General features: G+C 63.9%; 25 protein-coding genes and 2 pseudogenes. 19 read left to right on the top strand and 8 right to left on the bottom strand.

The window, feature by feature from the left end:
* Nucleotides 1–2: 2 nt before the first annotated feature.
* Together EBI04_RS05285 and EBI04_RS05280 are read right to left on the bottom strand one after the other, a co-directional pair.
* The gene (locus tag EBI04_RS05285; protein ID WP_135256559.1) at nt 3–362 is read right to left on the bottom strand and encodes a DUF488 domain-containing protein; all 360 of its coding nucleotides are present in this window, start codon (nt 360–362) and stop codon (nt 3–5) included.
* Entirely contained in the window at nt 353–748 is a 396-nt protein-coding gene (locus tag EBI04_RS05280; RefSeq protein WP_135256557.1) for a hypothetical protein, read from the bottom strand. Before EBI04_RS05280 ends, EBI04_RS05285 begins: the two co-directional genes overlap by 10 nt.
* A 117-nt stretch (nt 749–865) precedes the next feature.
* On the opposite strand from EBI04_RS05280, the gene EBI04_RS05275 reads away from it, so the two are divergent.
* The 6 genes and pseudogenes from EBI04_RS05275 (at nt 866) to EBI04_RS13775 (ending at nt 5373) form a co-directional block, all read left to right on the top strand.
* Complete coding sequence (locus tag EBI04_RS05275; RefSeq protein WP_135256555.1) at nt 866–1132, top strand: ferredoxin family protein; 267 nt, start codon at nt 866–868, stop codon at nt 1130–1132.
* A 566-nt stretch (nt 1133–1698) separates the two neighbouring features.
* Nucleotides 1699–2211 (top strand): sulfurtransferase TusA family protein, encoded by a 513-nt coding sequence (locus EBI04_RS13170; protein WP_167481890.1) that lies wholly within the window; start codon nt 1699–1701, stop codon nt 2209–2211.
* Between the two features lie 185 nt (nt 2212–2396).
* Nucleotides 2397–3521 (top strand): transposase, encoded by a 1125-nt coding sequence (locus EBI04_RS05265; RefSeq protein ID WP_444545749.1) that lies wholly within the window; start codon nt 2397–2399, stop codon nt 3519–3521.
* Between the two features lie 16 nt (nt 3522–3537).
* A pseudogene (locus EBI04_RS05260) lies at nt 3538–4113 on the top strand (succinate dehydrogenase iron-sulfur subunit); the annotation flags it as partial.
* The gene (locus EBI04_RS13780) at nt 4113–4865 is read left to right on the top strand and encodes an NAD(P)/FAD-dependent oxidoreductase (protein WP_276605495.1); all 753 of its coding nucleotides are present in this window, start codon (nt 4113–4115) and stop codon (nt 4863–4865) included. The pseudogene EBI04_RS05260 and the gene EBI04_RS13780, both read left to right, overlap by 1 nt.
* Nucleotides 4816–5373 carry an NAD(P)/FAD-dependent oxidoreductase gene (locus EBI04_RS13775; protein WP_308418062.1) on the top strand — a complete coding sequence of 186 codons (558 nt, stop codon included), beginning with the start codon at nt 4816–4818 and terminating at the stop codon, nt 5371–5373. The genes EBI04_RS13780 and EBI04_RS13775 overlap by 50 nt, the downstream gene beginning before the upstream one ends.
* Here the strand turns inward: EBI04_RS13775 and EBI04_RS05250 are convergent.
* The 6 genes from EBI04_RS05250 to EBI04_RS05220 all read right to left on the bottom strand — a co-directional run bounded on the left by EBI04_RS05250 (nt 5327) and on the right by EBI04_RS05220 (nt 11531).
* Nucleotides 5327–5863 (bottom strand): hemerythrin domain-containing protein, encoded by a 537-nt coding sequence (locus tag EBI04_RS05250; protein ID WP_240695388.1) that lies wholly within the window; start codon nt 5861–5863, stop codon nt 5327–5329. The genes EBI04_RS13775 and EBI04_RS05250 overlap by 47 nt on opposite strands.
* A 549-nt stretch (nt 5864–6412) precedes the next feature.
* A complete protein-coding gene (locus EBI04_RS05240; RefSeq protein ID WP_135256546.1) occupies nt 6413–6661 on the bottom strand; it encodes a hypothetical protein in 249 nt (82 codons plus the stop codon).
* Entirely contained in the window at nt 6658–8742 is a 2085-nt protein-coding gene (gene feoB / locus EBI04_RS05235) for a ferrous iron transport protein B (protein WP_135256544.1), read from the bottom strand. The genes EBI04_RS05240 and feoB overlap by 4 nt, the downstream gene beginning before the upstream one ends.
* Nucleotides 8739–8975 carry a FeoA family protein gene (locus tag EBI04_RS05230; RefSeq protein ID WP_135256542.1) on the bottom strand — a complete coding sequence of 79 codons (237 nt, stop codon included), beginning with the start codon at nt 8973–8975 and terminating at the stop codon, nt 8739–8741. The genes feoB and EBI04_RS05230 overlap by 4 nt, the downstream gene beginning before the upstream one ends.
* Nucleotides 8976–9065: 90 nt before the next feature.
* A complete protein-coding gene (locus tag EBI04_RS05225; protein ID WP_135256540.1) occupies nt 9066–9719 on the bottom strand; it encodes a Crp/Fnr family transcriptional regulator in 654 nt (217 codons plus the stop codon).
* Between the two features lie 3 nt (nt 9720–9722).
* Complete coding sequence (locus EBI04_RS05220) at nt 9723–11531, bottom strand: AfsR/SARP family transcriptional regulator (protein ID WP_135256538.1); 1809 nt, start codon at nt 11529–11531, stop codon at nt 9723–9725.
* A 96-nt stretch (nt 11532–11627) separates the two neighbouring features.
* Here EBI04_RS05220 and EBI04_RS05215 point away from each other — a divergent pair, with 96 nt between their 5' ends.
* The 13 genes and pseudogenes from EBI04_RS05215 to EBI04_RS05155 all read left to right on the top strand — a co-directional run bounded on the left by EBI04_RS05215 (nt 11628) and on the right by EBI04_RS05155 (nt 25433).
* Entirely contained in the window at nt 11628–12422 is a 795-nt protein-coding gene (locus tag EBI04_RS05215; protein WP_135256536.1) for a c-type cytochrome, read from the top strand.
* 2 nt (nt 12423–12424) lie between these two features.
* The gene (locus EBI04_RS05210; protein ID WP_135256534.1) at nt 12425–16015 is read left to right on the top strand and encodes a nitrate reductase subunit alpha; all 3591 of its coding nucleotides are present in this window, start codon (nt 12425–12427) and stop codon (nt 16013–16015) included.
* A 12-nt stretch (nt 16016–16027) separates the two neighbouring features.
* Nucleotides 16028–17563, top strand: a complete 1536-nt coding sequence (gene narH / locus EBI04_RS05205; RefSeq protein ID WP_135256532.1) for a nitrate reductase subunit beta — start codon at nt 16028–16030, stop codon at nt 17561–17563.
* Nucleotides 17564–17572: 9 nt separating this feature from the next.
* Nucleotides 17573–18085 (top strand): molecular chaperone TorD family protein, encoded by a 513-nt coding sequence (locus EBI04_RS05200; RefSeq protein ID WP_135256530.1) that lies wholly within the window; start codon nt 17573–17575, stop codon nt 18083–18085.
* A 3-nt stretch (nt 18086–18088) separates the two neighbouring features.
* Nucleotides 18089–18766 carry a respiratory nitrate reductase subunit gamma gene (gene narI / locus EBI04_RS05195; RefSeq protein ID WP_135256528.1) on the top strand — a complete coding sequence of 226 codons (678 nt, stop codon included), beginning with the start codon at nt 18089–18091 and terminating at the stop codon, nt 18764–18766.
* Between the two features lie 3 nt (nt 18767–18769).
* Nucleotides 18770–20101, top strand: coding sequence for an MFS transporter (locus tag EBI04_RS05190; protein WP_135256526.1), 1332 nt, complete (start codon nt 18770–18772; stop codon nt 20099–20101).
* Complete coding sequence (locus tag EBI04_RS05185) at nt 20095–21426, top strand: MFS transporter (RefSeq protein ID WP_135256524.1); 1332 nt, start codon at nt 20095–20097, stop codon at nt 21424–21426. Before EBI04_RS05190 ends, EBI04_RS05185 begins: the two co-directional genes overlap by 7 nt.
* Nucleotides 21427–21610: 184 nt before the next feature.
* On the top strand, nt 21611–21829 hold the full coding sequence (locus EBI04_RS05180; RefSeq protein ID WP_135257883.1) for a DUF2249 domain-containing protein: 219 nt from the start codon (nt 21611–21613) through the stop codon (nt 21827–21829).
* Complete coding sequence (locus EBI04_RS05175) at nt 21802–22623, top strand: DUF2249 domain-containing protein (protein WP_135256522.1); 822 nt, start codon at nt 21802–21804, stop codon at nt 22621–22623. The genes EBI04_RS05180 and EBI04_RS05175 overlap by 28 nt, the downstream gene beginning before the upstream one ends.
* 31 nt (nt 22624–22654) lie before the next feature.
* Nucleotides 22655–23092, top strand: coding sequence for a hypothetical protein (locus tag EBI04_RS05170; RefSeq protein WP_135256520.1), 438 nt, complete (start codon nt 22655–22657; stop codon nt 23090–23092).
* Complete coding sequence (locus EBI04_RS05165) at nt 23089–23931, top strand: protoglobin domain-containing protein (RefSeq protein ID WP_206202075.1); 843 nt, start codon at nt 23089–23091, stop codon at nt 23929–23931. Before EBI04_RS05170 ends, EBI04_RS05165 begins: the two co-directional genes overlap by 4 nt.
* A 52-nt stretch (nt 23932–23983) precedes the next feature.
* Entirely contained in the window at nt 23984–25135 is a 1152-nt protein-coding gene (locus EBI04_RS05160; RefSeq protein WP_135256518.1) for a hypothetical protein, read from the top strand.
* Nucleotides 25132–25433: pseudogene (locus EBI04_RS05155) on the top strand (metal-sulfur cluster assembly factor). The gene EBI04_RS05160 and the pseudogene EBI04_RS05155 overlap by 4 nt, the downstream one beginning before the upstream one ends.
* Nucleotides 25434–25484: the final 51 nt, after the last annotated feature.

Below are 25484 nucleotides of genomic sequence, written 5' to 3'. Positions count from 1 at the left end.
TATTACACGGCTTCCCCCGGATTTTCCCTGAGGATCTCCGCCAGGGCGGTGGCGTTGTTGTACCGGGCTTCCCGGGCCCCGAAAAGGAGGGTCACCCTCCCCCGCTGGGCCAGGGCCCGCAACCGCTCCAAGGTGGGGTTGCCCTCCAGTTCCTCCCGGTAGCGGCGGAGGAACTCCAGGTATTTCTCGGGGTCGTGGGCGAAGAAGCGGCGGAGCTCGTCGGAGGGGGCGAGTTCCTTGGCCCACCAGTCCACCTTGGCCCCCTCTTTGCTGAGCCCCCGGGGCCAGAGGCGGTCCACGAGCACCCGCACCCCGTCCTCGGGGGAAGGGGGGTCGTAGACCCGCTTGACCCTCAGGTCCATGCCGCCTCCGGCAGCACGCACTCCGGGCACTGGGCGGCCACGAAGCCCACCCAGGCCAGCACCTCCTCCGCATCGGCCACGGGGCCTAAGTGGTAGACCTCCAGGTAGGCGTCGGCCACCAGAACCCCCTCCTCGGGGAGGGCCGCAAGGAGCTGGCCCCCCGGGTCCAGGAGGACCGGGAGGGGGCTTGCGGCGGGGGCCTGGGCCAGGAGGTAGGCTTGGGCGGCAAGCTCCCGGAGCTCTTCCTGCCGCTCCGCCAGGGCCTGGGCCAGGGCAGGATTTCGCATCAAGATCAGAATTCTCCCCTTGAGGTCCGGCAGGTAGACCTTGGCCCCCTCCGGGGTCCAGAGGAGGTAGGGGGGAAGGGGGGCGCGCAGGCGGATCATGTCCTTAGGGTACCCCGTTTCCTCCCCGGCCAAGGTGCTCTAAGGGCGCTTGTCCCCTTGACCCCGGTCATGGACGGTCCCGGGAGGAGGGGCGAAGCTGGTCCTCGGAGGTGAACCATGCCCCACGTGATCTGCGAGCCCTGCATCGGCGTGAAGGACCGATCCTGCCAGGAGGTCTGTCCGGTGGAGTGCATCTACGACGCCGGAGAGCAGCTTTACATCCACCCGGACGAGTGCATCGACTGCGGGGCCTGTGTCCCCGCCTGCCCGGTGAACGCCATCTACCCCGAGGAGGACGTGCCCGAGCATTGGAAGGTCTACATTGAGAAAAACCGCCGGTGGGCCCAGACCTTACCCAATGTGCACGTACTGGAGGGAACCTAATGCCAGGCCTGGTGGAGGTACGACAGGAGGTACCCTTTCTGCCCAAGGTGGCTTTTACCCTCATATCCCTAGCCTCCTTGGCGGGGGCGGTTTTTACTGGCCTACATCTAGGCCTTACCCCTCTTGGCCTTTTACTACGCTGGCTTCTTCTTTGGCTGTTGGCTTTAGCCTTGGGTTTCAGCGCTTGGCATACCCTTTACCTACGCGAGGAAAAGGATTTAGGGGCGGAGGCCCAGGCTTTCGTAGCAGGGGAGCAAGCAGCCTGGAGAAGCTTGGCCCAGCCCTTGGGTCTGGCTCTTGCTCTTCTTAGTCCTTCCCTTGCGCTTTTCCCTTATCTCGGCCACGCTTGGGGACTTATTTCCCTTACACAAGCGTCTCTTGGCTTAGCGTTTTGGCTGGGTAGACCGTGGCTAGCCCTGGGGCTTTCCCTAGTCCTTACCCTGTTTTGGGCGGAGCGGGATACCCAAGGCCTTTGGTCCTTCACCTTGCGAGCCCTGCACTTGGCCGCCTTTGGCCTTTGGTTGGGAGGAGCGCTTTTCAACCTCACGGTGAACATTCCGGTAGGCATGCGATACCCTTTTGTGGAAGCGGTGGTAGCTGGGGCAAGGCAACTGGAGCGATTCCGCCTCACGGTGCGCTTGGCCCTTCCCACTCTACTACTTACGGGGCTGCTCATGGCCTTTGGCTACAGAATCCCCTTAGAGGCCTGGGGATTTTTCCCCTTTAGCCTTATCGCCCTCAAGCTGGGCCTCATTCTGGCTCTTGTAGCCATCTTCATCACCTGCCCTCTATATCGCCAGTGCTCGCCCGTAAGAGGCGTGTGCAGCCTGGATGACCTTAGGGTGCGGCCTCTTCGTCGTCTGGATAACCGTAAAACCCCTTGTGCCTTGGGCTTGATCCGGGCTAGGGAGGTGATGGAAAGCCTTCCTTCGGGAACGGTCCTCGAACTCCTTTCCCGGGACATTTACGCGCCCTACGAGATGCCCGCATGGGCTTCCAAATACGGATATCGCCTCCTCGGACAGGAAAGACGCGGCCTCCTATTCCGCTATCACCGCTTTTTGTTGGAGAAGCCATGAGGGTGGAGGTGGCCATCCTTAGACGGGATGTAGGCAAGGATCCTTACTGGGCTAGGTACACCCTGGAAGCGATGCCCTGGGATCGGGTGCTTGATCTTCTCCTAACTCAAAACTTGCACTTATCCACCCCCCGCATACCCATGCGCCAGGGGACCACTTGAAAAGGGCCGCCGGGTTCCCTTCGGATGAAGGGTGCCATGACCCAAACGGCCCATTCTCTACTCTGGACCCTCCTGGCCCTCCTGCCAACCCCCCACCTCCGCGAATCCCTCAAAGCGCTTCTTCTCCTCCTTCTCACCGGCCACGGCAAGGCCAGGCCCCAGCACAGCAAGACCAAGTCCCCTTCCGCCCTCTCCCGCTTCCTCAACCGCTATCCCTGGCCCACCCGCGCCCTCATCCGCCTGGCTCGCAAGAAGGCCCAGGAAACCCTCCACCGGGCCAGGCCCAGGCGGGGGCCCAAGCCCAGGCTCCTGGTGGTCCTGGACCTGGTCACCCTGGAGAAGCGGGGCCTCTTCCCCGCCTTGCCCCTCTCCTTTTTCCACGGCAAGTGGGGGCTCCACCTGGTGGTGCTCTATCTGGTGCTGGGAGAGCTGCGCATCCCCTGGGCCTACCGGGTGTGGCGGGGGAAGGGGGAGAAGGCCCTTTCCCTCCTTGCCCTGCGTCTTCTGGCCTCCCTGCCCCCCTGGATGCGCAAGTCCTTCCACCTTCGGGTGGTGGCCGATGCTGCCTTCGGCACCGCCCGGTTTCTTGTGGGGGTGCGGGGGTTGGGTCTGGAAGCGGTGGTGGGGATGCGGCGGGACCGAAAGACGCGGGAGGGGCTTCCCCTCTTTGGGCTCAGACGGCAGGGGAGTCGGGTGCATCTGCGGGGACTTCCCTTTCCCGTGTGGGTGAGCTGGTACCGCTATCCCTTACCCGGGGGAGGGTGGGAGTGGCGGTACGTGGTGGCCACCTTTCCTGCGGGGCCACGGACTGTGCTGGTGTGGGGGCGGCGGCGGTTTACCATTGAGCACTTCTTCCGCACGGTAAAGAGCGAGTTTTCCCTGGGGCGTTTTGGGCAGCGGACGGCCTTGGGGGTGCATCGGTTTCTGGTGCTGTCCTTCCTGGCTTACCTGCTGGCCCACTGGGTGAGGCTAGCTCCAGACGGGAGAGGTCTTTCTTGGCGGGAGGCTGGGTGGGCAGCGGCGCGCCTGCTGCTGCCGGAGGTGGTCTTGCGGGTCCTCATGGCCGAGCTGGGAGCTTTGGGTCTTTGGCCCCCGCCTGCGGGGGGAAGGGGGTGTTCATGCAGGGTATTCGGGAGGTGCAAGTTTTGAGCTAAGGATTAAGGGTGAGGTGGATGGCACCCTGAGCTTCCGTTACTCCTGCGGCCAGGGGGTCTGTGGCTCTGATGCCATGACCATCAATGGGCGAAACCGCCTAGCCTGCAAGACCTTGGTGAGGGACTTGGGCCCCAGGATAAGCGTGGAACCCCTGAGGGCCTTACCCCCTCTGAAGGACTTGGTGGTGGATATGGAGCCCTTCTTTGCTAGCTACAGGGCGGTGAAGCCTTACCTTATCAATGATGAGCTACCGCCGGCTACGGAAAGGCTCCAGGCTCCGGAGGAGCTGGCCCGGTATGAGGAGGGCACCCGTTGCATTCTCTGCGCTGCTTGCACCTCCAGCTGCCCCGTATACTGGGTTAACGGCCAGTACATTGGCCCTGCTGCTATCGTCCAGGCCCATCGTTTCCTCTTCGACTCCCGGGACCGGGGTTTGGCCGATCGGGTTAAGGGCTGGCTGGGGGGGAGGAATGGGGTATGGCGTTGCCGGAACGCCCATAACTGCACCGAGGCTTGCCCCAGGGGGATTGACGTAAACCAGCTGATTACGGAGGTGAAGCGCCGGATTCTAGAGGAGGCTGTCTGATGGAACCCGAAGTGGTGGTTGTTGGGGGTGGGTTTGCGGGGCTGGCCGCAAGTAGGGTTTTGGCCCGCTTCGGAATTCCCTACCTCCTCGTGGACGCCAGAAACCACCACCTGTTTCAGCCTCTCCTCTACCAGGTGGCCACCGGTTTTTTGGAGGCTCCCGCCGTGGCCCACCCCCTGCGGTCCCTGGTGAAGGCAGGCCGCTTCCTCCTAGCCCAGGTCGAGGCAGTGGACTTAAGGGGCCGTTATTTGCTGCTGGCCGGTGGGGAAAGGCTTCCCTACCGCTACCTCATCGTGGCCACGGGGAGTAGACCTCACTCCCTGGGGATACCCGGGGTCACAGCCTATACCTACCCTTTGAAGACCCTCGAGGATGCCCTTAGGATCCGGTATACCCTACTTTACCGCTTGGAAGAGGCCGCCAGTAGGAGGGTACCCTTCCAGGTCTTGGTGGTTGGGGGTGGGCCTACAGGGGTGGAGCTTGCCGGGGCCATGGCGGAATTTTTCTGCCATGTACTTCCCCGGGACTACCCGGAGGTGCCCAAAGCCCAGGTGGTCCTTTTGGAGGCTGGAGAGCAGCTCCTCTCTTCCTTTAACCCGGCCCTTTCCTGCTATGCACTGAGGACCCTGGAACGCTTAGGGGTGGAGGTACGGCTTGAGGCGAAGGTAGCGGAGGTATTTCCAAGAGGGGTCCATTTGCAGGGTGGGGCCCGTTTGGGGGGGGGATCTGATCCTGTGGGCGGTGGGGGTTAAGGGGAATGCCCTTGTGGGCCTCCCCGTGGACTCCAGGGGGCGGGTGCCTACGGATTCTTTCCTGCGGCTTTCCCAACACCCCGAGGTGTATGTGGTGGGGGATCTCAATGGCCTACCTTGGCCGCAGCTAGCCCCTGTGGCCCTGCAGCAGGGCCGGCATGCGGCCTTCAACCTGGTGCGGACCATGCGGGGGAAGGAGCCCCTGCCCTTTCATTACCGGGACCATGGTCAGCTGGCGGTGATCGGGCGTAACCGGGCCGTGGCCCAGATAGGCACCTTGGGGTTCTATGGCCTTCCCGCATGGCTCCTTTGGGCCTTAGTGCACCTTGCCGAACTCGTCGGGTTCCGCAACCGCCTCTTGGTCCTTTTGGATTGGGCCTACACCTATTTCTTTCGGGAGCCAGGAGTACGGATTCTCCTACGGGAACTGGTACCCGGCACGTCCCTTCGCGAAGGACCCCTTATTCTTCCAGCTCCGCCTCGGAGTGGGCCAGAAGAGCGGCCTTGAACCTCTGGACGATGCCTTCTGTGGGCCGGTTTTCCTTTAGGGCAGTGAGAAGCTCTGCCAGTAGCTCCCTTAAGAGCCGGTGCTCTAGAAGTCGCTCCTTTAGCTTGCCCGGGGAAAGGGTGGGGTAATAGAGGGCCTCCTCTTTGGCGATGTGCTCCTCCAGCTTCCGGGCTAGGGTCTCTGTCGCTTCCCGCGTGGGAAGGGCCTCGAGGAGGGCCAGAAGGCGCTCGTGATCTTGGGCCAGGATGTCGGGAGAAACTCCCAGGGTCACCAAGAGGGCCCTTGTCCTCTCAAGGGCCTTTAGGGCAAGCCTTCCGCGGTGCAGGCGCGCTACCTCTCCGACCTCCACCTCCACTGCCTTCCGCCAAAACAGAAGCTGCAACCTCCCCCGAAGGGGAGCGACCAGGACATCTTCACCTTTCCAGACTTCTAGGGAAACCTCTTCTCCGGGTTGCAGGTCCAGGATCTGAACTTTCCCCCCGGGGCGCATCAGCAGCTTACCTTGAAAGAAGGTAGCCCTAGGCATTCTTTCAGAGCACCCCCCTCATTAACTGGTCTTGCACCTCGCTGTGATCAGTTTCCGTGGGTGGCGGAGACACTACTTGGAAAAGTACCAATCTGGTGGTGGCATGGATGCTCCACCGGATTCCTTGGGGTACCAGAGCCACACTGCCAGGGCCGAGTTCTATTTCGCTTTCCCCAACTACCAGCCATCCCTTTCCCCGGAGGACCAAAAGTGCCAGGTCCACCCCAGGCGTGTGCAAAGGGATGAACTGACCCGGGAGCAAGGCGGTGAGCAGCACTCTAAGATGAGCCCCTTCTCCCAGGAAGATGGGGTTAAAGCGTTCTTTGTCATAATGTACAAGTTTCCCGTATTGAGCCTGAAAGAAATGCCTGCCCATCGCCATGATTTGATGGTAAGGCCGATATGGGTGTCCTGACCATGACCCAGGTCATGGGAGCTCCGGAGAAAGGATCCGACTGCTCCTGAAGAGCTTTGTGGCCTTGGTGGGCAAAGGCATTAACGCGTTCTAGTGGGTTAAGGGCTAAAGCGTGGAGCGGGCTGTTTGACCGAGACCCGTACCCAGGGGGTTTCGCTGGGCCCGGGGCAGAGGTTGCGGAAGGCGCAGGCCCCGCAGCGTGTGGCGCAGGGGAGGGGTTGCACATAGCCCTTTCGCTCCAGCTGTTGCAGGAGGAGGAGGGTGGCCTCGAGGCTTAGCCCCAGCGCCCCCGCCAGCTCCCGGGGGGTCCTGGGGGAAGCGAGGAGGTCCAGGGCCTTGGCCATCATGGGAGTACCCGGCTGGCCAAAAAGGCCAACCCATAGGCCACCGAAAGCTGGTAGACCACGGCGGCCAGGGCCGCCTTCCCGCCCGCCACCTGGCGGAGTGCGGCCAAGGTGGCCACGCAAGGGGTGTAAAGGAGGACGAAGACCAGGTAGGCCAAGGCCCCCGAGGGGGAGACCGCTCCCTTGAGGGCCATTTGGAGGGGGGTAGGCTCGGGGACGAGGTTCAGGTGGAAGGGAAGGAAGAGGGACCCGAGGCCCTGAAGGGTACCGGCTAAGGCGGAAAGGAGGCCAGCAAGAAGCTCTTTTACCCCCGCCGCAAAGCCCAAGGGGCTAAGGCCTTCTGCCCCAAGGAAGCTGACCCCCAGGGTGCCCACCACCACCTCCTTGGCGATGAACCCCGGGATCAGGGCCCCCACCAACCGCCAGTCCTCGAGGCCCAAGGGGCGGAAGAAGGGGGTGAGGGCCTGGGCCAAGAAGGCATAGGGGCTTCCTCCTGGGAAGGGGAGGTGGAGAAGCGCCCAGACGGTTAGGACCGCTATCAGGATGGGTCCCCCCGCCCCTTGCACGAAGCTCTGGGTCCGGGCCCAGGCCAAGCGGAAGAGGAGCCGCCAAGGGGGGAAGCGGTAGGGGGGAAGCTCCATGGCCCCCTCCCCTCTTTCGGCCCGTAGCACCTTGCCCAAAAGAAGGGCGGTGGCTAGCCCCGTGACCAACCCCAGGAGGTAGAGCCCCAAGACCACAAGGGGGGCTTGCCTGGGGAAGAAGACGAAGGCGAAAAGGGTAAAGACGGGAAGCCTGGCCCCGCAGGCCATGAAGGGGATGGCCAGGGCGGTCCTGAGGCGGTCTAAGGGGTGGGAGAGGGTGCGGGTGGCGTAGACGGCCGGCACGTTGCAGCCGAAGCCCAGCACCAGGGGGATGAAGGCCTTGCCGGGCAGTCCCGCCCACTGCATGGCCCGGTCGGCCACGAAGGCCATGCGGGCCAGGAAACCGGATAGCTCCAAGAAGGCCAGGGCCAGATAGAGCAGGAAGAGGAGGGGCGTGAAGGCCAAGACCGTGCCCACCCCGGCCACCAGCCCTTCCGCCAGAAAGGATCGGGCCAGGGAAGGGATGGGGAGGGCCAGGGCCCATCCCGCGAGGACCTCCTGGACCCTGCCGATCAGGTCCACCCAGGGGGTGGAAAGGTTAAAGGTGAAGCGGAAGGTAAGGAACAGGGCCAGGAGAAAAAAGGGGAACCCCAGGAGGGGGTGGAGGACCAGGCGGTCCAGCTTCTCGGTAAGGGGGGCCCCGTTTCCCGTCCGGCGGGCCGCCCGTTGGTAGACCTCCTGCGCCGTGGCGTACCGGGCCTCGAGGGCCAGGAGGTAGGGGTCGTGGCCCATGCGTTCCAAATTTTCCCGCTCCCTCCGGAGGGCCCCCAGCGCCCCTTGGGACAGGGGAAGGTTCTCCTCCCCCATGAGGGCCAAAAGGGCCAGGGCCCGGTTGGGTATCCAAGGACCCAGGTGGCTTATGGCCTTCTCCAGGGGTTCGGGATAGCGCACCTTGGGGCTGGGAATGCGGGCCACCTTCGCTTTGGCCAAGACGTCCGCCACCTGGCCCCGGCTGGCCACGGTGCCGGCCACGGGTAACCCCAGGGCTTCCTCCAGGGCCTCGAGGTCAATCTTTAAGCCCTTAGCCTCCGCTTCGTCCAGGAGGTTGACCACCAGGACCATGGGCAACCCAAGCTCCATGAGCTCCAGGGTGAGGACCAGGCTCCTTTCCAGGTTGCCCGCGTCCAGGACGTTGAGGACCAGGTCCGGGGGGTGCTGCAGGAGCTCGCGGACCACCAGGGCCTCCTCGGGCGAGGTAGCCAGAAGGCTGTAGGTGCCGGGCAGGTCCACCAGCTCCACCTGGGTTCCTCCCAGGTCCAGGTGGGCGGAAAGGCGCTCCAAGGTGGTCCCCGGCCAGTTGCCCACCGAGAGCTGGCTTCCCGCCAAGGCGTTGATGAGGGAGGATTTTCCGGTGTTGGGCCCACCCACCAAGGCCCAGCGCTGCGTGCGGGCGGAGGGGGCCTCCAGGGTGGCGCTATCTGGGTTGCACCGGGGGCAGTTCATGGGGTTCTTGGGGCGATCAGGGCCTCCACCAGGATTCCCTTAGCCTCTGCTTGGCGTACCAGCAGGTAGGTTTCCCCCGCCCGGACCTCGAGGGGGTCTCCCATAGGGGCTTTGAGGAGAACCTCCACCACCGCCCCAGGTCTTAACCCCAAGGCGAGAAGCCGCCTCTTTTCCGGGGGCACCCGGAGGATACGGGCCCGGTGGCCAGGGGAGAGCTGGGCTAGGGAGAGCATAACCGAACCTCCTGGAGCTAGGCTAAACCGGGGCCGGGGTAATGTCAAGTATTCCGCTCGGATTTTACAAATTACAAACGATAACTACTTTCACTTGATCAACTCCCCCAGGGCCTCGGGGTTGGGGATCTCCACCCGTCGCCCCCTCAAGCGGATCAGACCCTGGCGGTAGAGCTGGCCTAGGTTGCGGGAAACCGCCTCGGGCACGGTGCCCAAAAGGGCGGCAAGCTCGGGGTTGGTGGGCAGGTGAAAACCCTGCCCCTCCTGGGCAAGCTTGTCCAGGAGAAACTCGCAAAGCCGCTCCCGCACCTCATGGAAGACCAGGCGGTCCAGAAGGTGGAGAAGCTGCCCCTGGCGACGGGCCAGGTAGCGGATGAGGGCCCGGGCCAAGGGAGGGCGGGCCTCCACCAGCTGGAAGAAGCGTTCCTTGGGAATGGCCAGGACCTGGCTGTCCTCCAGGGCCTCGGCGCTGGCGGGGTAGGTGGGCCGGTCCAGGAAGAGGGCCACCTCGGCCAGGACCCGTCCTGGGCCTTCCAGGTGGAGCACCACTTGCTTGCGCCCCTCAGGGTCCAGCTTATATACCTTGATGAGGCCCCTTTCCACCACGAAGAGGGAGCGCACAGGCTCCCCCTCGAGGAAGAGCACCTCCCCCCGCTTTAGCCGCCTGGCCCGGGCCTCGTGTTCCAAAGCCTTGAGGTCCTCGAGGGCCAGGTCTCGGAAGAGGGGAACCTGCTTGAGGTCCATCCCTTACCCCCTGAGGAGGGCCAGGCGCCTTTGCGCGTCTTCCAAGTAGGGCTCCAGCTTTAGGGCCCGGGCGTAGGCTTCCTTGGCCACTTCCACGTAGCCCAACGCTTCGGCCAACTCCCCAAGACGTAGGAGGCCGGCAAGGGCCCGGTCCTGCAGGTAGTTCCGCTCCACCTCCGCCCACTCCCCGTAGGGGTCGTCCCCGAAGAGGGGGCCTTTGTAGAGGTCCAGGGCCTGCCGAAGCGTTTTGAAGGCGGAAAGCCCGTCCTCGAGGTCGGCCTTGCGCATCAGCTCCTCAAAACGCTCAAAATCCAAGAAGCGATCCTGGGGCAGTTTCAGGCGGTAGTATTCCCCTTCCCGCTCCACGATGCCCGGGAGGGTTTTGCGCAGGTGGTAAACCAAGGTGTAGAGCTCCTGCCGGGCCTTTTCGGGTGGCAGATGGGGGGACAGGACCTCACAAAGCTCGTCCGCGTAGAGGGCCCGGTCCTTGTTGGCCAGAAGGTACTTGAAAAGCTGGAAGGCCCCGCTCCGGCCGAAATGCTTCGGGGTGAGCTCCCTTCCCCGGTACCGTAGGCGGAACTGCCCCAGGGCGTAGATTTCCAGCTCCGGGGAATCGGCCTTTTCCTGGTTTGCGGAAGGGAAGAGAAAGGGAACCGCCAGCCTGGAGAACCACAGGGCAGGGGCCGCGGGACGGGTGGCGGGCTTGGGGGGACGGGCGTGGAATAGGGTGACCATGGCCACCACTTCTCCCCGGGCCCAAAGGGGCAGGCAGGTCCTGGGCCGCCCCTGGGCTTCGGGGCATTCGGGAAGCCCGTTTTTGTGGCCCATCACCCTCCCCTTCCAGGCGGGGCAATCCCGCATGGCGCAAGCGGGAACCAGGCCCACCTCCCACCGCTCTCCTTCCCGTGCCACCGCCCGGACCCCAGTAGCCTGGGTGAGGCGCCGAATCTCCTGCAGGAAGGACAACCGGGCCTCGGAAACTTCGCCCCGGTAGAAATGTTGGTGGAGGGCCTGTAAGCCCACCTCTCCCAGCCGGGTAAGAAGGGTATACAGGGTGCTGGCGAAGAGGGGGCCGATGCGGGAGAGGGTTTCCAGGGGCTCCTGGTGGTCCAGGTTTGGATTGCGGGAGGCCAGGTTCAGGACCCCGATGAGCCCCTGGGGAAGCTCTAAGGGGTAGCAGATGTAGGTCTGGTAGCCCAGCTGCTTGACCTTTTGCCGCAGATACCGAGGGTCTTCCGGGAGGGCGTGGGTGAAGAAGGGTTCCCGCCTCAGGGCCACGAGGCCGGGGTACCCTTCCCCCAACTGGAACCAGGGCCTTTCCAGGAAAGCCTCCCGATGCAGGCCCTCATAGGCCGTCAAGATCAGGTGGTGCCCCTCGGGGTCGCTCAGGAAAAGCTCCGCGGCTTCCATCCCCAAGGCTTGGCGGAGGGCGCGGAGGAAGTCCTCCAGGGCCTCGGGGAACCTCTCGGGGTTTTTCAGGAGGTGCTGGGTGAGGAGGGAGAGCTCTAGAAGTAGGTCCGGGGGCTCGGCCCGTTCGGGGTGAAGCTCCACCAAAAAACCTTCCCCTTCTCGGTACCCCTGGCAACGCAGCCGCCTTCCTTTGAGGAGAAGGGGGGTGCTGGCCCGGTAGGCTCCCCGCCTGAGCTCCCGCTGCACGGGGCAGCGGGCGCAGAGGGGGCGGCCGAAGGGGTCCTGCCCCTGGACCAGTAGGGCACAAGGGAGGCTGTCCCCTTCCAGACCCAAGGAGGGGTCGGCCTCGAGGACCGTGGCCACCCCCTTGGGGTCTAGCCGTAGCCGGGCTAAGGGCCTCATCCCCTTCCAGGATAGGGGGCTTCTTTTAGGACGAATGTCCCGGGGAGGAAAAGTGGGCGCCAGATCCCCTTCCCACACTGGAAGCCGGAGGTGAGGATGAAGGGCAAACGCTTCTTTCCCCTGGCCTTGCTCCTGTCCCTTTCCCTGGCGCTAGCCCAGGACGGGCAGGCCCTTTACGGCCAGTACTGCGCGGCCTGCCATGGCGCAGAGGGGCAGGGCATCCCCGGGGCCATCCCTCCCTTAGCGGGGAACCCCAAGGTGCAGGACGAGGCCCATGTGGTGAAGGTGGTGCGGGAGGGGCTTTCTGGCCCGCTGGAGGTAAACGGGGTGACCTATAGCGGGGTCATGCCCCCCATGCCCCAGGTGTCCGAGGCCGAGGTCCGGGCCATCGCCCAGTACCTAAAGGGTTTATCGGGTGCGCAAGCCGAGGCCAAGGCGCCCGCTTCCCAGGTCCGAGGGGATCCCGCTTTGGGCCGGGCCCTGTACCTGGGGCAAAAAGCCCTGCAAAACGGTGGGGCGCCCTGCCAAGCCTGCCACACGGTGGCGGGGGTGGGCTTCCTGGGCGGGGGGTCTATGGGGAAAGACCTCACGGATGCCGCCAAGCGCCTAGGGGGCGAGGCAGGGCTTACGGCCCTATTACAAAACCCCGCTTTCCCTGTGATGCGGGAAGCCTACAAGGGCAAGCCCCTGACCGAGGTGGAGGCGTCAGCCCTGGCCGCTTTTTTGGTGCAGGTTGCCAACGAGGTGCCAAGGCCCGCTTCCCTGTACCTGGGTCGGTTCTTGGTGGCGGGGTTGGTCCTTTTGGGGCTCCTGCTGCTTTACCAGGCCATCCTCTGGCAGCTGAGGCCCAAGAGCCTGGCGGAGCGTATCCAAGACCAGCTTAGGAGGTAAACATGAAGGATTGGATTAAGGAAATAGAAAGCCCAGCGGAGAGGAAGTGGGAGGAGTTCTACCGCAACCGGTTCCAACACGACAAGCGGGTGCGCACCACCCACGGGGTGAACTGCACGGGGTCTTGCTCGTGGGAGGTTTTCGTTAAGGACGGGATCGTCACCTGGGAGCTCCAGGCCACCGACTACCCGAGCCTCGAGGCGGGCCTGCCCCCCTACGAGCCCCGGGGCTGCCAGCGGGGCATCAGCTTCAGCTGGTACCTCTATAGCCCCATCCGGGTGAAGTACCCCTACGCCAAGGGGGCCCTTTTGGACCTCTGGCGGGAGGCCAGGAAGCAGCACCCGGACCCCGTGGCCGCCTGGGAGGCCATCCAGAGCGATCCCCATAAGCGCAAGCGCTACCAGAAGGCCCGCGGCAAGGGAGGTTTCCGCCGCGCCTCTTGGGATGAGGTTTTGGAGCTCATCGCCGCCGCGGTGGTCTCCACGGTGAAGCGCTACGGGCCGGACCGGGTGATCGGGTTCTCCCCCATCCCCGCCATGAGCCAGATCTCCTACGCCGCTGGAAGCCGCTTCCTCTCCCTCCTGGGCGGCGTGCCCCTGAGCTTTTACGACTGGTACTGCGACCTGCCCAACGCTTCTCCCGAGATCTGGGGAGAACAGACGGACGTTCACGAGTCCGCCGACTGGTACAACGCCCGCTTCATCGCCGTCATGGGCTCCAACCTCAACATGACCCGTACCCCGGACACCCATTTCATCTCCGAGGTGCGGCATGCAGGGGCCAAGCTCACCGTCTTCAGCCCCGACTTCTCCCAGGTTTCCAAGTACGCCGACTGGTGGATTCCCATCAACCCCGGCCAGGATGGGGCCTTCTGGATGGCGGTGAACCACGTCCTCCTCAAGGAATACTACGCCGAGCGGGAGGTGCCCTACTTCCTGGACTACCTGAAGCGGTACACCGACGCCCCCTTCCTGATTGAGATTCGGGATGGCCGCCCCGGGCGCTACCTCAGGGCGAACCGCCTCTCGGAGTACGCCGAGGAGGAGAACGGGGACTTCAAGCTCCTCCTCTGGGATGAGGAGAAAGGCCCCCGGATGCCCGGGGGAACCCTCGGCTTCCGCTGGCAGAAGGAGAAGGGTAAGTGGAACCTGAAGCTGGAAGACCCCAGAACCGGCGAGCCCTTAAACCCCCACCTGAGCCTCTTGGGGGTGGAGGACGAGGTCCTTCTCTTGGAGTTTGACGACTTCGCCTCCGACCAAAAGCTCAAGCGGGGCGTGCCCGTCAAGTACGTGGTGACCAAGGAGGGGGAAAAGGTGGCGGTGGCCACCGTCTTTGACCTCCTCATGGCCCAGTTCGGGGTGGGGCGGGGTCTTCCGGGGGATTACCCCAGGGATTACGAGGACGAACAGCCTTACACCCCCGCTTGGCAAGAGAAGTGGACCGGGATCCACCGGGATACCCTCCTTAAGTACGCCCGCTCCTGGGCGGAAAACGGCCTCAAGACCAAGGGGAAAAACCTCATCATCATCGGGGCGGGCATCAACCACTGGTACCACAACAACCTCATGTACCGGGCGGGGATCGTGGCTTTGATGCTCACGGGAAGCGTGGGGGTGAACGGCGGGGGCCTGGCCCACTACGTGGGCCAGGAGAAGCTGGCCAACCAGGCCTCCTGGGGTCCCATTGCCTTCGCCACCGACTGGGGCTATCCCCCCAGGCAGCAGAACACCCCGAGCTTCCACTACGTCCACTCCGACCAGTGGCGCTACGAGCGGGGCTTCTCCGCCTACGACAAGACGGCCCAGGGGCTTTCCGACCACACCATCGACCACCAGGTGCGGGCGGTGCGCAAGGGGTGGCTTCCCTTCTTCCCCCAGTTCAACAAGAGCCCTCTGGAGGTGGTCAAGGAGGCGGAGGCCAGGGGAGCCAAGACCGAGGCGGAGATCGTCCAGTACGTGGTGGAAGCCCTGAAGCGGGGAGAGCTTAGGTTCGCGGTGGAGGACCCCGACGCCCCCGAGAACTGGCCCAGGGTCTGGTTCATCTGGCGGGGGAACGCCATCGGCACCAGCGCCAAGGGGCACGAGTTCTTCCTCAAGCACTACCTGGGCACCCATACAAACCTGGTGGCGGAGGAGAAGGCGGAGGGGCAGGTCCAGGAGGTGGTTTACCGCAAGCCGGCCCCCGAGGGGAAGCTGGATTTGGTGGTGGATCTCAACTTCCGCATGGATACCAGCGCCCTCTACTCTGACCTCGTCCTCCCCGCCGCCACCTGGTACGAGAAGGACGACCTGAACACCACCGACATGCACAGCTTCATCAATCCCCTGCAGGCCGCCGTGCCCCCTGCCTGGGAGTCCAAGCCGGACTGGGAGATCTTCAAGGCCATCGCCAAGAAGGTATCCGAATTGGCACGGGTGCACCTGCCCACCCCGGTGAAGGACCTGGTCATGATTCCCCTGCAGCACGACACCCCGGACGAGCTGGCCCAGCTGGAGGACCGGGACTGGAAGAAAGGGGAGGTAGAGCCCATTCCCGGCAAGACCATGCCCAAGTTCCGGGTGGTGGAGCGGGACTACACCCTGCTCTACGAGAAGATGGTCACCCTGGGGCCGGGGGTGGAGAAGGTGGGGGTGGGGATGCACGGCCTTACCATCCCCGTGGAGGACTTCTACCGGGAACTCGCCGAGCGCCAGCCCCGGCTCTTCCAGGGGGAGAAGCGGCCGAGCCTCGAGGAGGCCCGCCAGGTGGCCGAGGCCATCCTTTTCCTGGACCCGGTTTCCAACGGGGAACTGGCCTACCGGGCCTTCTTGGACGAGGAGAAGAAGACCGGGGTTAAGCTCACCGACCTGGCCGAGGGGAACCGCCACGTGCGCATTGCCTTCAAGGACCTGGTGGCCCAGCCCCGTCGCCAGCTCACCACCCCCACCTGGAGCGCCATCATCAACCAGGGCCGGGCCTATAGCCCCTACACCCTAAACGTGGAGCGCCTCATCCCCTGGCGCACCCTTACGGGCAGGCAGCACTTCTATCTGGATCACCCCAACTACCTGGCTTTTGGGGAGCACCTGCCCACCTACAAGCCGCGGCCGGACGTCCTCATGCTCCAGGAAACGGAAAAGAGCGCCAAGGAGGCCCAGGGCAAGCTCCTCAACTACATCACCCCCCACGGGAAGTGGTCCATCCACTCCACCTACTCGGAGAACCACCGCATGATGACCCTCTCCCGGGGCGGCTACCCGGTCTGGCTCAACGACAAGGATGCGGCGGAGCTGGGCATCAAGGACAACGACTGGGTGGAGCTTTTCAACGACAACGGGGTCTTTGTACAGCGGGCCATCGTCTCCGCCCGCATCCCCAGGGGAACCGTCTTCGTGTACCACGCCACCGAGCGCACGGTGGGCATTCCCAAGAGCCCCCTTAGGGGCAAGCGGGCGGGCATGAACAACTCCCTCACCCGGGCCCGCCTCAAGCCCGTTTTGATGTCCGGGGGCTACGCCCAGTTCACCTACGCCTTCAACTACTGGGGGCCGGTGGGGGTGAACCGGGACACCTGGGTCTTCGTGCGCAAGCTGGAGCGGCCCCCAGAGTGGTAAAGGAGGAACGCCATGAAGGTTAGAGCCCACATGTCCATGCTCTTCCACCTGGACAAATGCATCGGCTGCCACACCTGCTCCGTGGCCTGCAAGAACCTCTGGACCGACCGCAAGGGTGCGGAGTACATGTGGTGGAACAACGTGGAAACCCGGCCCGGTGCCGGCTACCCCACGGGCTGGGAGGACCAGGAGCGCTTCAAGGGGGGCTGGGAGTATAAGGACGGCCATCTGGACCTGCGCCTGCACTCCCGCACCCAGGGACTTTTCCGCCTCTTCTTCAACCCTGCCTTGCCTTCCCTGGACGACTACTACGAACCCTACACCTTCCGCTACAACGACCTCTTCACCAGCCCGGAAGGGGAGGATCAGCCCACCGCCATCCCCATCTCCATGATCACGGGGGAGCCCATGACCCCCGAGGCCGGCCCCAACTGGGACGACGACCTGGGGGGAAGCCCCCTCTACGCCCAAAACGATCCCAACCTAAAGGGGCTGGACCCAGAGGTACAGGCCCAACTTTCCGAGATCGAGGGGGTGGTCTTCCAGTACCTGCCCCGCATCTGCAACCACTGCCTGAACCCTTCCTGCGTGGCCGCCTGCCCCTCGGGGGCCATCTACAAGCGGGCGGAGGATGGGGTGGTCCTGGTCAACGAGAACAAATGCAAGGCCTGGCGGATGTGCGTGGCCGCCTGTCCTTACAAGAAGGTCTACTACAACTGGGCCACGGGCAAAAGCGAGAAGTGCATCCTCTGCTTCCCCCGGCTGGAAACCGGCCAGGCCCCCGCCTGCGCCCACTCCTGCGTGGGGCGGATCCGCTACATGGGGGTCCTCCTCTACGATGCCGATCGCATCCCCGAGGCGGCCATGGTGCCCGACGAGAAGCTGGTGGAGTCCCAGCTTGGGATCATCCTGGATCCCTTTGACCCGGAGGTCATCGCTGCCGCCAAGGCTGAGGGGATTGACGAGGGTTGGATCAAGGCCGCCCAGAACTCCCCTATTTACAAGTTCGTGAAGGTCTGGGGGCTGGCCTTCCCCCTGCACCCCGAGTACCGCACCCTGGCCATGATGTTCTACGTTCCGCCCCTTTCCCCGGTGGTGTCCACCTTGGAGAAGGCCTTAAGGGCCAGCCAGGGGAATGGGGGGCTGGTGCGCCTGGATATTCCCGAAACCGACTTGGACTTTGAGGTGTACGAGAGCCTGGAAAAGGCAAGGATGCCGGTGAAGTATCTGGCCAACCTCTTCGCCGCCGGCAACGAAAGCCTCATCGTGCCCGCGCTTAAGAAGATGCTGGCGGTGCGCATCCTGAAAAGGCAGGAAAGCCTGGAAGGTGGCGTGACGGAAAAGGCTCAGAAGGTCTTGCAGGATGCGGGGCTCACCCTCGAGGAGGCCGAGGCCATCTACCGCCTCACCACCCTGCCCACCCTGGAGGAGCGCTTCGTGCTGCCCCCCTACCACCGGGAGATGGCGGCGGAGGTGTGGAAGGATCCCTTGGCCCACAAGGGGGAGACCGGCTTCGGCTACATCCAGCCGCCCTTGAGGGGGGAGTAGGAGGAAGCCATGGGCAACGCCACCCTTTTGGAAACCCTGGCCCTGGCCCTGGATTACCCCATGCCGGGGCGCTTGGAGGAACTCTGGCGGCGCTGGATCCAGTGCTCTAGGGGCCCCGCCAAGCAGAAGCTGGAGCGCTTTTTGCGCCAGGTGGAGGAGCTTTCCCTGGAGGAGTGGGAGGAGCTTTACACCCGCACCCTGGACCTCACCCCCACCACCGCTCCCTATGTGGGCTTTGCCGTCTACGGGGAAAGCTACCAGCGGGGAGAGCTCCTGGCCGCTTTGGTGCGGGCCTTTCGGGAGATCAACCTGGACCCGGGAAGCGAGCTTCCCGACCATCTGGCCAACGTCCTCCGCTACCTGGCCCGCTCGGAAAACCCCCTTCCCGAGCTTCTGGAGATCCTGCCCAAGGCCCTGGAGGAGATGCATAAGACCTTGAAGACCTTAGACGCCAAGAACCCCTATCTCCTGGTCCTCGAGGGGGTCCAGGAAGCCTTGCAAGGGGTCTTGGCAAGGAGGTGAAGGATGAACTGGAACACCCTTCTTTTCGGCGTCTTCCCCTACATCGCCCTCACCCTGGCGGTGGCGGTCACCGCCTACCGCATGGTCTACAGGCCCTTTTCCGTTTCCGCCCAGTCCAGCCAGCTTCTGGAGCAAAAGCGCCTCTTCTTCGGCTCCGTGGCCATGCACTGGGGCTTGGTGATCGTGCTCTTGGGCCACCTCCTGGCCCTCCTCCTCCCCAAAGGGCTTCTTCTCTGGAACGCCGTGCCTTTGAGGCTCTACCTCCTGGAGATTACCGGGCTTGGCCTCGGGCTTTGGGCCCTGGTGGGCACCTACGTGCTCCTGGCCCGGCGGATCTCCGTGGCCCGGGTGCGGGCGGCCTCCACCTCCATGGACTACGCGGTGCTGGTGGTGGTCTTCCTCTCAGCCCTCACGGGGGTCCTCACCGCCCTCCTTTACCGCTACGGGAGCTTTTGGTTCCCCGCGGTCATGACCCCCTACCTCTGGTCCATCCTTACCCTGCAACCCAGGCCGGAACTCATCGCGGACCTCCCTTTTTGGACCCAGCTTCACGTCTTTAACTTCTGGGTCTTCCTGGCGGTATTCCCCTTCTCCCGGCTCGTCCACATCATCACGGTGCCCTTGGGCTACGTGGTGAGGCCTTGGCAGATCGTCATCTGGGTGCGCAAGTTGGCGAGGTGAGCTATGGTCCACGACCCCATTCAACTGGAGAAAGAGCGTCCCGAACGGCTTCGGGTCCTTTGGCTCTCCACCCTCGGCTTCACCCTGATGTTCGCCGTGTGGCTGATGTTCGGGGTGCTGGGGGTGCCCATCCGTAAGGAGTTTGGCCTCACGGATGTGCAGCTTTCCTGGCTCTCAGCGGTGGCCATCCTGAACGGCTCCCTGTGGCGGCTTCTTGCCGGCATCCTCACCGACCGGTATGGGGGGCGGCTGGTCTTCACCCTCATGCTCTTCTTCACCGCCATCCCCGCCTATCTGGTGTCCCGGGCGGGAAGCTACCAGGAGCTTCTCCTCTACGCCTTCCTGGTGGGGTTTGCGGGAAATGCCTTCAGCGTGGGCATCGCCTGGAACTCCGCCTGGTTCCCCAAGGAGCAGCAGGGCTTTGCCCTGGGGGTCTTTGGGGCGGGAAACGTGGGGGCCAGCGTGACCAAGTTCATTGGCCCAGCCCTCATCGCCAGTGTTCCGGCAGCGGGATACCTGGGGGGCTTAATCCCCGGAGGCTGGCGTTTCATTCCCTTTCTTTACGCGGTGCTCCTCGTGCTCATGGGATTCCTCATGTGGTTCGGCACGCCCCGGAAGGACAAGCGCCCGGGACAGGGAAGGCCCTTCTTGGAGATGCTGACACCGCTTAAGTACATAAGGGTTTGGCGCTTCAGCCTCTACTACGTGGTGGTCTTTGGGGCCTACGTGGCCTTGAGCGCCTGGCTTCCCAAGTACTACGTGGACGTCTTTGGCCTTCCCCTCCATGAGGCCGCTTTGCTCACCGCCCTTTTCATTTTCCCGGCAAGCCTGTTGAGGCCCCTCGGGGGCTACTTTTCCGACCGCTTCGGGGCCCGGCGGGTCATGTACTGGACCTTTGGCATCATCCTCTTGGCCACTGGGGTTCTCATGATGCCGGAAGGGCACATCGTCCTCTACACCAAGCAGGGGAGCAAGGAGGTCATGCAGTTCACCATGAACGTTTGGCTCTTTACCGCCTTGGTGTTCCTGATCGGTGTGGGGATGGGTGTGGGTAAGGCGGCGGTCTATAAACACATCCCCACCTACTTCCCTAAGGACGTGGGGGCGGTGGGGGGGTTGGTGGGCATGCTGGGGGCCTTGGGGGGCTTTTTCCTGCCGCCCCTCTTCGCCTATGCCCAGGCCTGGACCGGTGTGCCCCAGACAACCTTCTTTGTCCTCTTTGTCCTCACGGCCATCGCTTTCCTCTGGATGCACCTCACCGTTTTGCAGCTTTTGCAGGAGGAGGCCAAGCACCTGAGGAACGAGTTTGAGCTGAAAGGAGACCGCCCATGCTAAAGGCTTACAAGGGTACCTGGATCCCCGAGTGGAACCCCGAGGATCCCAAGCGCTGGGATTCCGCCTTGGCCTGGCGCACCCTCTGGATCACCACCTTCAACCTCACCCTGGCCTTCATCGCCTGGTTCGTGGTGAGCGCCCTGGTGGTCCGGCTTCCCAAGGTGGGCTTTGAGCTTTCCACCCTCCAGCTCTTCTGGCTCACGGCCATGCCGGGGCTTGCGGGGGGCTCCTTGCGCATCATCTGGACCTTCCTGCCCCCTATCCTGGGCACCCGGCACCTGGTGACCTTCTCCACCTTGCTTTTGCTCATACCCTTGCTGGGCTGGAGCTTTGCTGTGCAGAACACGAATACCCCCTACTGGGTCCTTCTCCTTCTGGCCTTTTTGGCGGGGATCGGCGGGGGGAACTTCTCCGGCTTCATGCCCTCCACCAGCTACTTCTTCCCCAAGCGCCTCCAGGGGACGGCCCTGGGGTTGCAAGCGGGCATCGGCAACTTCGGGGTTTCCGTGGTCCAGTTCGTGACTCCCTGGGTCATCGGCTTCGCCCTCTTCGGCTCCCTTCTGGGTGGGCCCCAGACCTTCACCCCCCAGCCCGGGGTTTCCCAGCCCATCTGGCTCCAGAACGCCACCTTCCTCTGGGTGCCCTTCGTCCTAGTGGGGTCTTGGCTGGCCTGGGTCTACCTGAGAAGCGTCCCGGTGCGGGCCAACTTCCGGGAGCAGTTTGATATTTTCCGGGACAAGCACACCTGGATCATGACCAGCCTCTACGTCATGACCTTCGGCTCCTTCTCCGGGTTTTCCGCCATCTTTCCCCTTTTGATCCGGGAGGTATACGGGAAGTTTGATGGGGCGCCCGATCCCTTGAAGTATGCCTTTTTGGGTCCATTGGTGGGTTCTCTGGCCCGCATCGTTGCCGGGCCCCTCTCGGACCGCTATGGCGGGGCCATCGTCACCCAGGTTTCCGCCGTCGGCATCTTCCTTTCCGCTCTCCTGGTCACCCTCTTCACCCGGCCCACTTCCTTGGAGCAGTTCCCCTTCTTTGTCCTGGCCATGCTCCTGGTCTTCTTCTTCAGTGGGGTGGGGAACGCCAGTACCTTCAAGCAAATGCCCATGATCTTCCCGCCCAGGCAGGCGGGAGGGGTCATCGGCTGGACCGCGGCCATCGCCGCCTACGGGCCCTTCCTCTTCTCCACCCTGGCCGGCTACACCCAGAAGGCCACCGGGGGGTTCACCGCCTTCTTCTACGGCCTCATGGTCTTCTACGCCCTGAACCTCTTCCTGAACTGGTACTACTACGCCCGCAAGGGGGCAGAGAAGCCCTGCTGAGGTCACCCCACCCTGGCTCTGCCAGGGTGGGAGCCCTGGTGAGGGCTTTTCATAAGCTGGAAGGTCGGAAGGCATGCGATAGCGAGGGTGGGATAGGGAAAGCTCCCGGGCAAGGCATCCTTGCCCGGGTCTTCCCTTGACCCAGGTCATGGCGGATAGGGAGAAGACGAGGGAAGCTTGGGCCATGGAGCTGGATGTGCGCACCTTACCCCCACGGGAACGGCACCCTAGGATTTTTGCCTTGTTTGACAGCCTAAAGGCCGGGGAAAGCTTTGTCCTGGTCAATGACCACGACCCTAAGCCCCTTTACTACCAGTTCATGGCGGAAAGGCCGGGGCAGGTGGACTGGGCGTACCTCGAGGAGGGCCCGGAGGTATGGCGGGTGCGGATCGGCAAGAGGTAGTCCGGCCTGAGATGAAGGTGGCCGAGGTTTTGCGGCGCTGGCCCCAGCTCCTTCAGGTCCTGGCGGAGGCCAGCCCCGCTTTCCAGAAGCTCAAAAACCCCCTTCTGCGCAAGACTATGCCCAACCTGGTCACCGTGGCCCAGGCGGCCAAGATCGGGGGGCTGGAGCCAGAGGAGCTGGTGGCCCGCCTCAACCGGGCCCTGGGGGTGGAGGCCAGGCCGGAGGTGCCGGTGGGGGAAGTGGAAAGCCTTCTTGGCACCCCACCTCCTCCCTGGCTATCCGCCCCCCTTGGCTTCCACTTGGACGTGCGGCCCATTCTGGAGCAGGGAGGAGAGCCCTTCCAGGCCATCATGGCAGCGGCCCGGGAGGTGGGACCCGGAACGAAGCTGGTTTTGGAGGTGCTCTTTGAACCCATTCCCCTTTACAAGGTCCTGGGAAAGCAGGGCTTTTTGGCCTGGTGCGAGCGGCTTGGGGAGAGGCACTACCGCGTTCACTTTTACCGCCAGGGGGTGAGGGAAGGGCAGGGGGTGGTCGCGGGTCCTGCTTCCTTAAGCGAGGAGGACTGGCGGGACTACCAGGCGGAGGTTTTCATTGAGGAGAACCTCGAGCCCCCCCTGCCCATGATGCGGGTCCTGGAGGCCTTGGCCAGGCTAAGGCCTGGGGAGAAGCTTCTGGTCCACCACGTGCGCCGTCCGGTGCACCTCCTGGCCCGCCTCGAGGAGGAGGGGCACGCCTACCTCCTCAAGGACCTGGGCCCGGGGCAGGTGAGGATCCTGATCCGCAAGGGAGGCTAGGCCCTGGGGGCCGGTTTCCCAGGAGGGACCCATGGGCTTTTGGCACTACCTCTTCGTGCGGGCGGCCTTGGTTTACCTGGTCTACACTGCTTGGCTGGGCACCTTCTTCTACCTCTTTCCCGGCCTGCAAGGCCCTTTTCGCCCCTCCCACGTGCATGCGGGGCTGGTGGGCTTCTTCCTGCAGATGGTCATGGGGGTGGCCTACTGGATGATGCCCAGGCCCGGGGGCCTGAGGCAGGATCGCCTCGAGGGGCTCACCTTCGTTCTTCTCAACGCTGGCCTGCTCCTAAGGCTCGTCCTCGAGCCCCTCTATTTCCTGGGCCAAGAGGGCCTGCGCCCTTGGCTTGCGGTGTCCGGTGGGCTTCAGCTTTTGGCCACCTTGGTCTTCGCCTGTGCCATGCACAGGCGGGTGGTCACGGGGGATATGCTGAGGAAAATGCGGGAGGAAAGGGAAAGGAGGGGAGGGTGAAAAGGGTGGTGCTGCGCGAGGAAGCCCTTGTCCTGGACCTGCCGCCTTTGCCTGAGGAGGTCTTTGCCGACCTTCTCGCCTTTGGCGGCCTTGGGGAGGAGGAGAAACGGGCCATGCGCCTGGATGCGGAAAGGCTCCTTGAGGAAGCGGCTTCCTTTGTGGCTGGGGTTTACGACCACCTAAGCCGCCACCCCGGAACCGCCCGGGCCTTGGGCTGGGAGGGAAGGGTGCCGGAGGAGGAGCTTTACGCGAGGCGGGCTTTCTTCTCCGCCTGGCTGGCCCGCGCCATCGGGGTGGATACCTCCAAGGAGTTCGCCCGGGAGGTATACCGGGCGGGGCTCTGGCATGGGGGCTTGGGCCCCAAGAGAGCCTGGATTCCCCCGGAGTACGTGGGCCTTTCCTTCGCCCAGGTGGGGCGGTACGTGGCGGAGAGGGTGCGGGATGTGCGCCCCTGGCTCATCTACCTCTCCGCCCAGGAGGAGGTGATGCGGAAAGGGTTTGACGCCGCCCTTGCCCTTAGGGAGGGGAAGGCGGCTGTGCGCTTCCAGGCTTTGGGCCTGGCCCACCCCGCCCTGCCCAGACCCCTTTCCTTAAGGGCGGGAAGCGTAGGGGAGGCGTTACACAAGGTTTTCACCGCAACCCCCGCTTTAAGGGACCTGGCCCTGGAGGCCCTGGCCGCCGAGGAGGAGGTGGGGCTTTGGCTGGAGCCTAAGACCCTCTGGCGGCTTAGGCCCCGGTGGGCGGTGCTTCTAAACGGCCGGGATGTGCGTTACCTTCAGGGCCTGGCCACCCCTTTGCGAGAAGGCGACCTTCTCACCCTTCTGCCCCCGGGCCGCTAGGGCTTGACCTGGGTCATGGCCGATTCCGAGCGGGTAGTTCAGGATTAAGCCGATGCTGGTCACCGCCCATAACCGCGTGATCCCCCTCTCCATTCCCGCTGGCTTCGTCTTTCTGGGGGAGGCCTTTTTCTTAGCGGCAAGCCTCCTATTTGCCCTTCATCCCGAGGCCCTTTTCATGCCCCGGCATCCTTGGGGCTTGGCCGTGGCCCACCTCTTCCTTTTGGGCTTCGGGGTGGGGGTGCTTCTTGGGGCCATGCACCAGCTCTTGCCGGTGGTCCTCGAGGCGCCCCTGTACCGCCCGGAGTGGGGCTATCCCGTGATGGCCCTTTGGGGCTTGGGGGTGGTGCTCCTGGCCTGGGGCTTTGCTCAGGCCCCTTCCTTGGTTCCGGTAGGAGGAGGCTTGGCGTTTTTCGCCCTCCTCTTTTTCGCCTATCACGCCTACCTCACCTTCCGCCAGGCTCCCCGCTGGAACCGGGTGGCCACCGCCTTGGCCTGGGTGGTCTTCTACCTGGTCCTCACCCCCCTCTTAGGGCTTTTCCAGGCCCTTTCCCAGCGCTACGGCTTTTACGATCCGGAAAGGCTCACCTGGCACCTCCTTGCCGGTTTGGGCGGGGTCTTTCTCCTCTCCATCCTGGGGGTAGGGTACAAGCTTCTTTCCATGTTCACCCTCACCCATGGGGTGGACGAGCGGGTTTTGGGACTCTTTCTTTGGGCGGCCAACCTGGGGCTCCTGGGTTTGGCCATGGGGGAGAGGTTGGGCTATCTCCTCCTTCTTCTTTCCTACGCCCTGGCCCTCTACGACACCTGGCGCATCCTCAAAAACCGCATGAAAAAAGCCCTGGATATCGGGGTGCGGCACTACCTCCTCGGCCTCTTCTTCCTGGGCCTGGCCCTTCTGGCCCTGCCCTTTAACCCCGTATGGGCGGCTCTTTGGTTTGCCTTGGGCTTCGTGGGGCTGATGGTGACGGGGATGCTTTACAAGATCCTGCCCTTTCTGGTCTGGACCCACCGGTATGCCCCAAGGGCAGGGAAGGAAAAGGTGCCCCTGCTTAAGGAAATGCTCCCGGAAGGTGCAGGGTATGGGGCAGGGGCCTTGTTGGCCCTTGGGGCCTTCCTTTTTCCCCTCTTTCCTGGGGCGGGCTGGGCCTACCTCTTGGGGGTTTTCCCCCATGTTTACGCCCTTTGGGAGGTGATGCGGCGATGAACCCTTTGGAGGAACAGGCGTGGAACCTTTTGCGGACGGTCTATGACCCGGAGCTGGGCCTGGATGTGGTCAACCTGGGGCTCATCTACGAGCTCAAGGTGGACCCCCCCAGGGCCTATGTGCGCATGACCCTCACCACCCCGGGCTGCCCCCTGCACGACAGTATGGGGGAGGCGGTGCGCCAGGCCTTAAGCCGCATCCCGGGCATAGAGGAGGTGGCGGTGGAGCTTACCTTTGACCCCCCTGGACTCCGGCCCGCCTCTCCCCGGAGGCCCGGCGGCTCCTGGGCTGGGTCTAAGTGCTCTGTCTTGGCTTGGGCTACGACGGGGCCCCCAAAAAGCCGGGGTCA

It is taken from the genome of Thermus caldilimi, assembly GCF_004684245.1.
GTDB classification, from domain to species: domain Bacteria; phylum Deinococcota; class Deinococci; order Deinococcales; family Thermaceae; genus Thermus; species Thermus caldilimi.
Note: the sequence above shows the minus strand (reverse complement) of the source record. Positions and strands in the feature narration are given on the sequence as shown.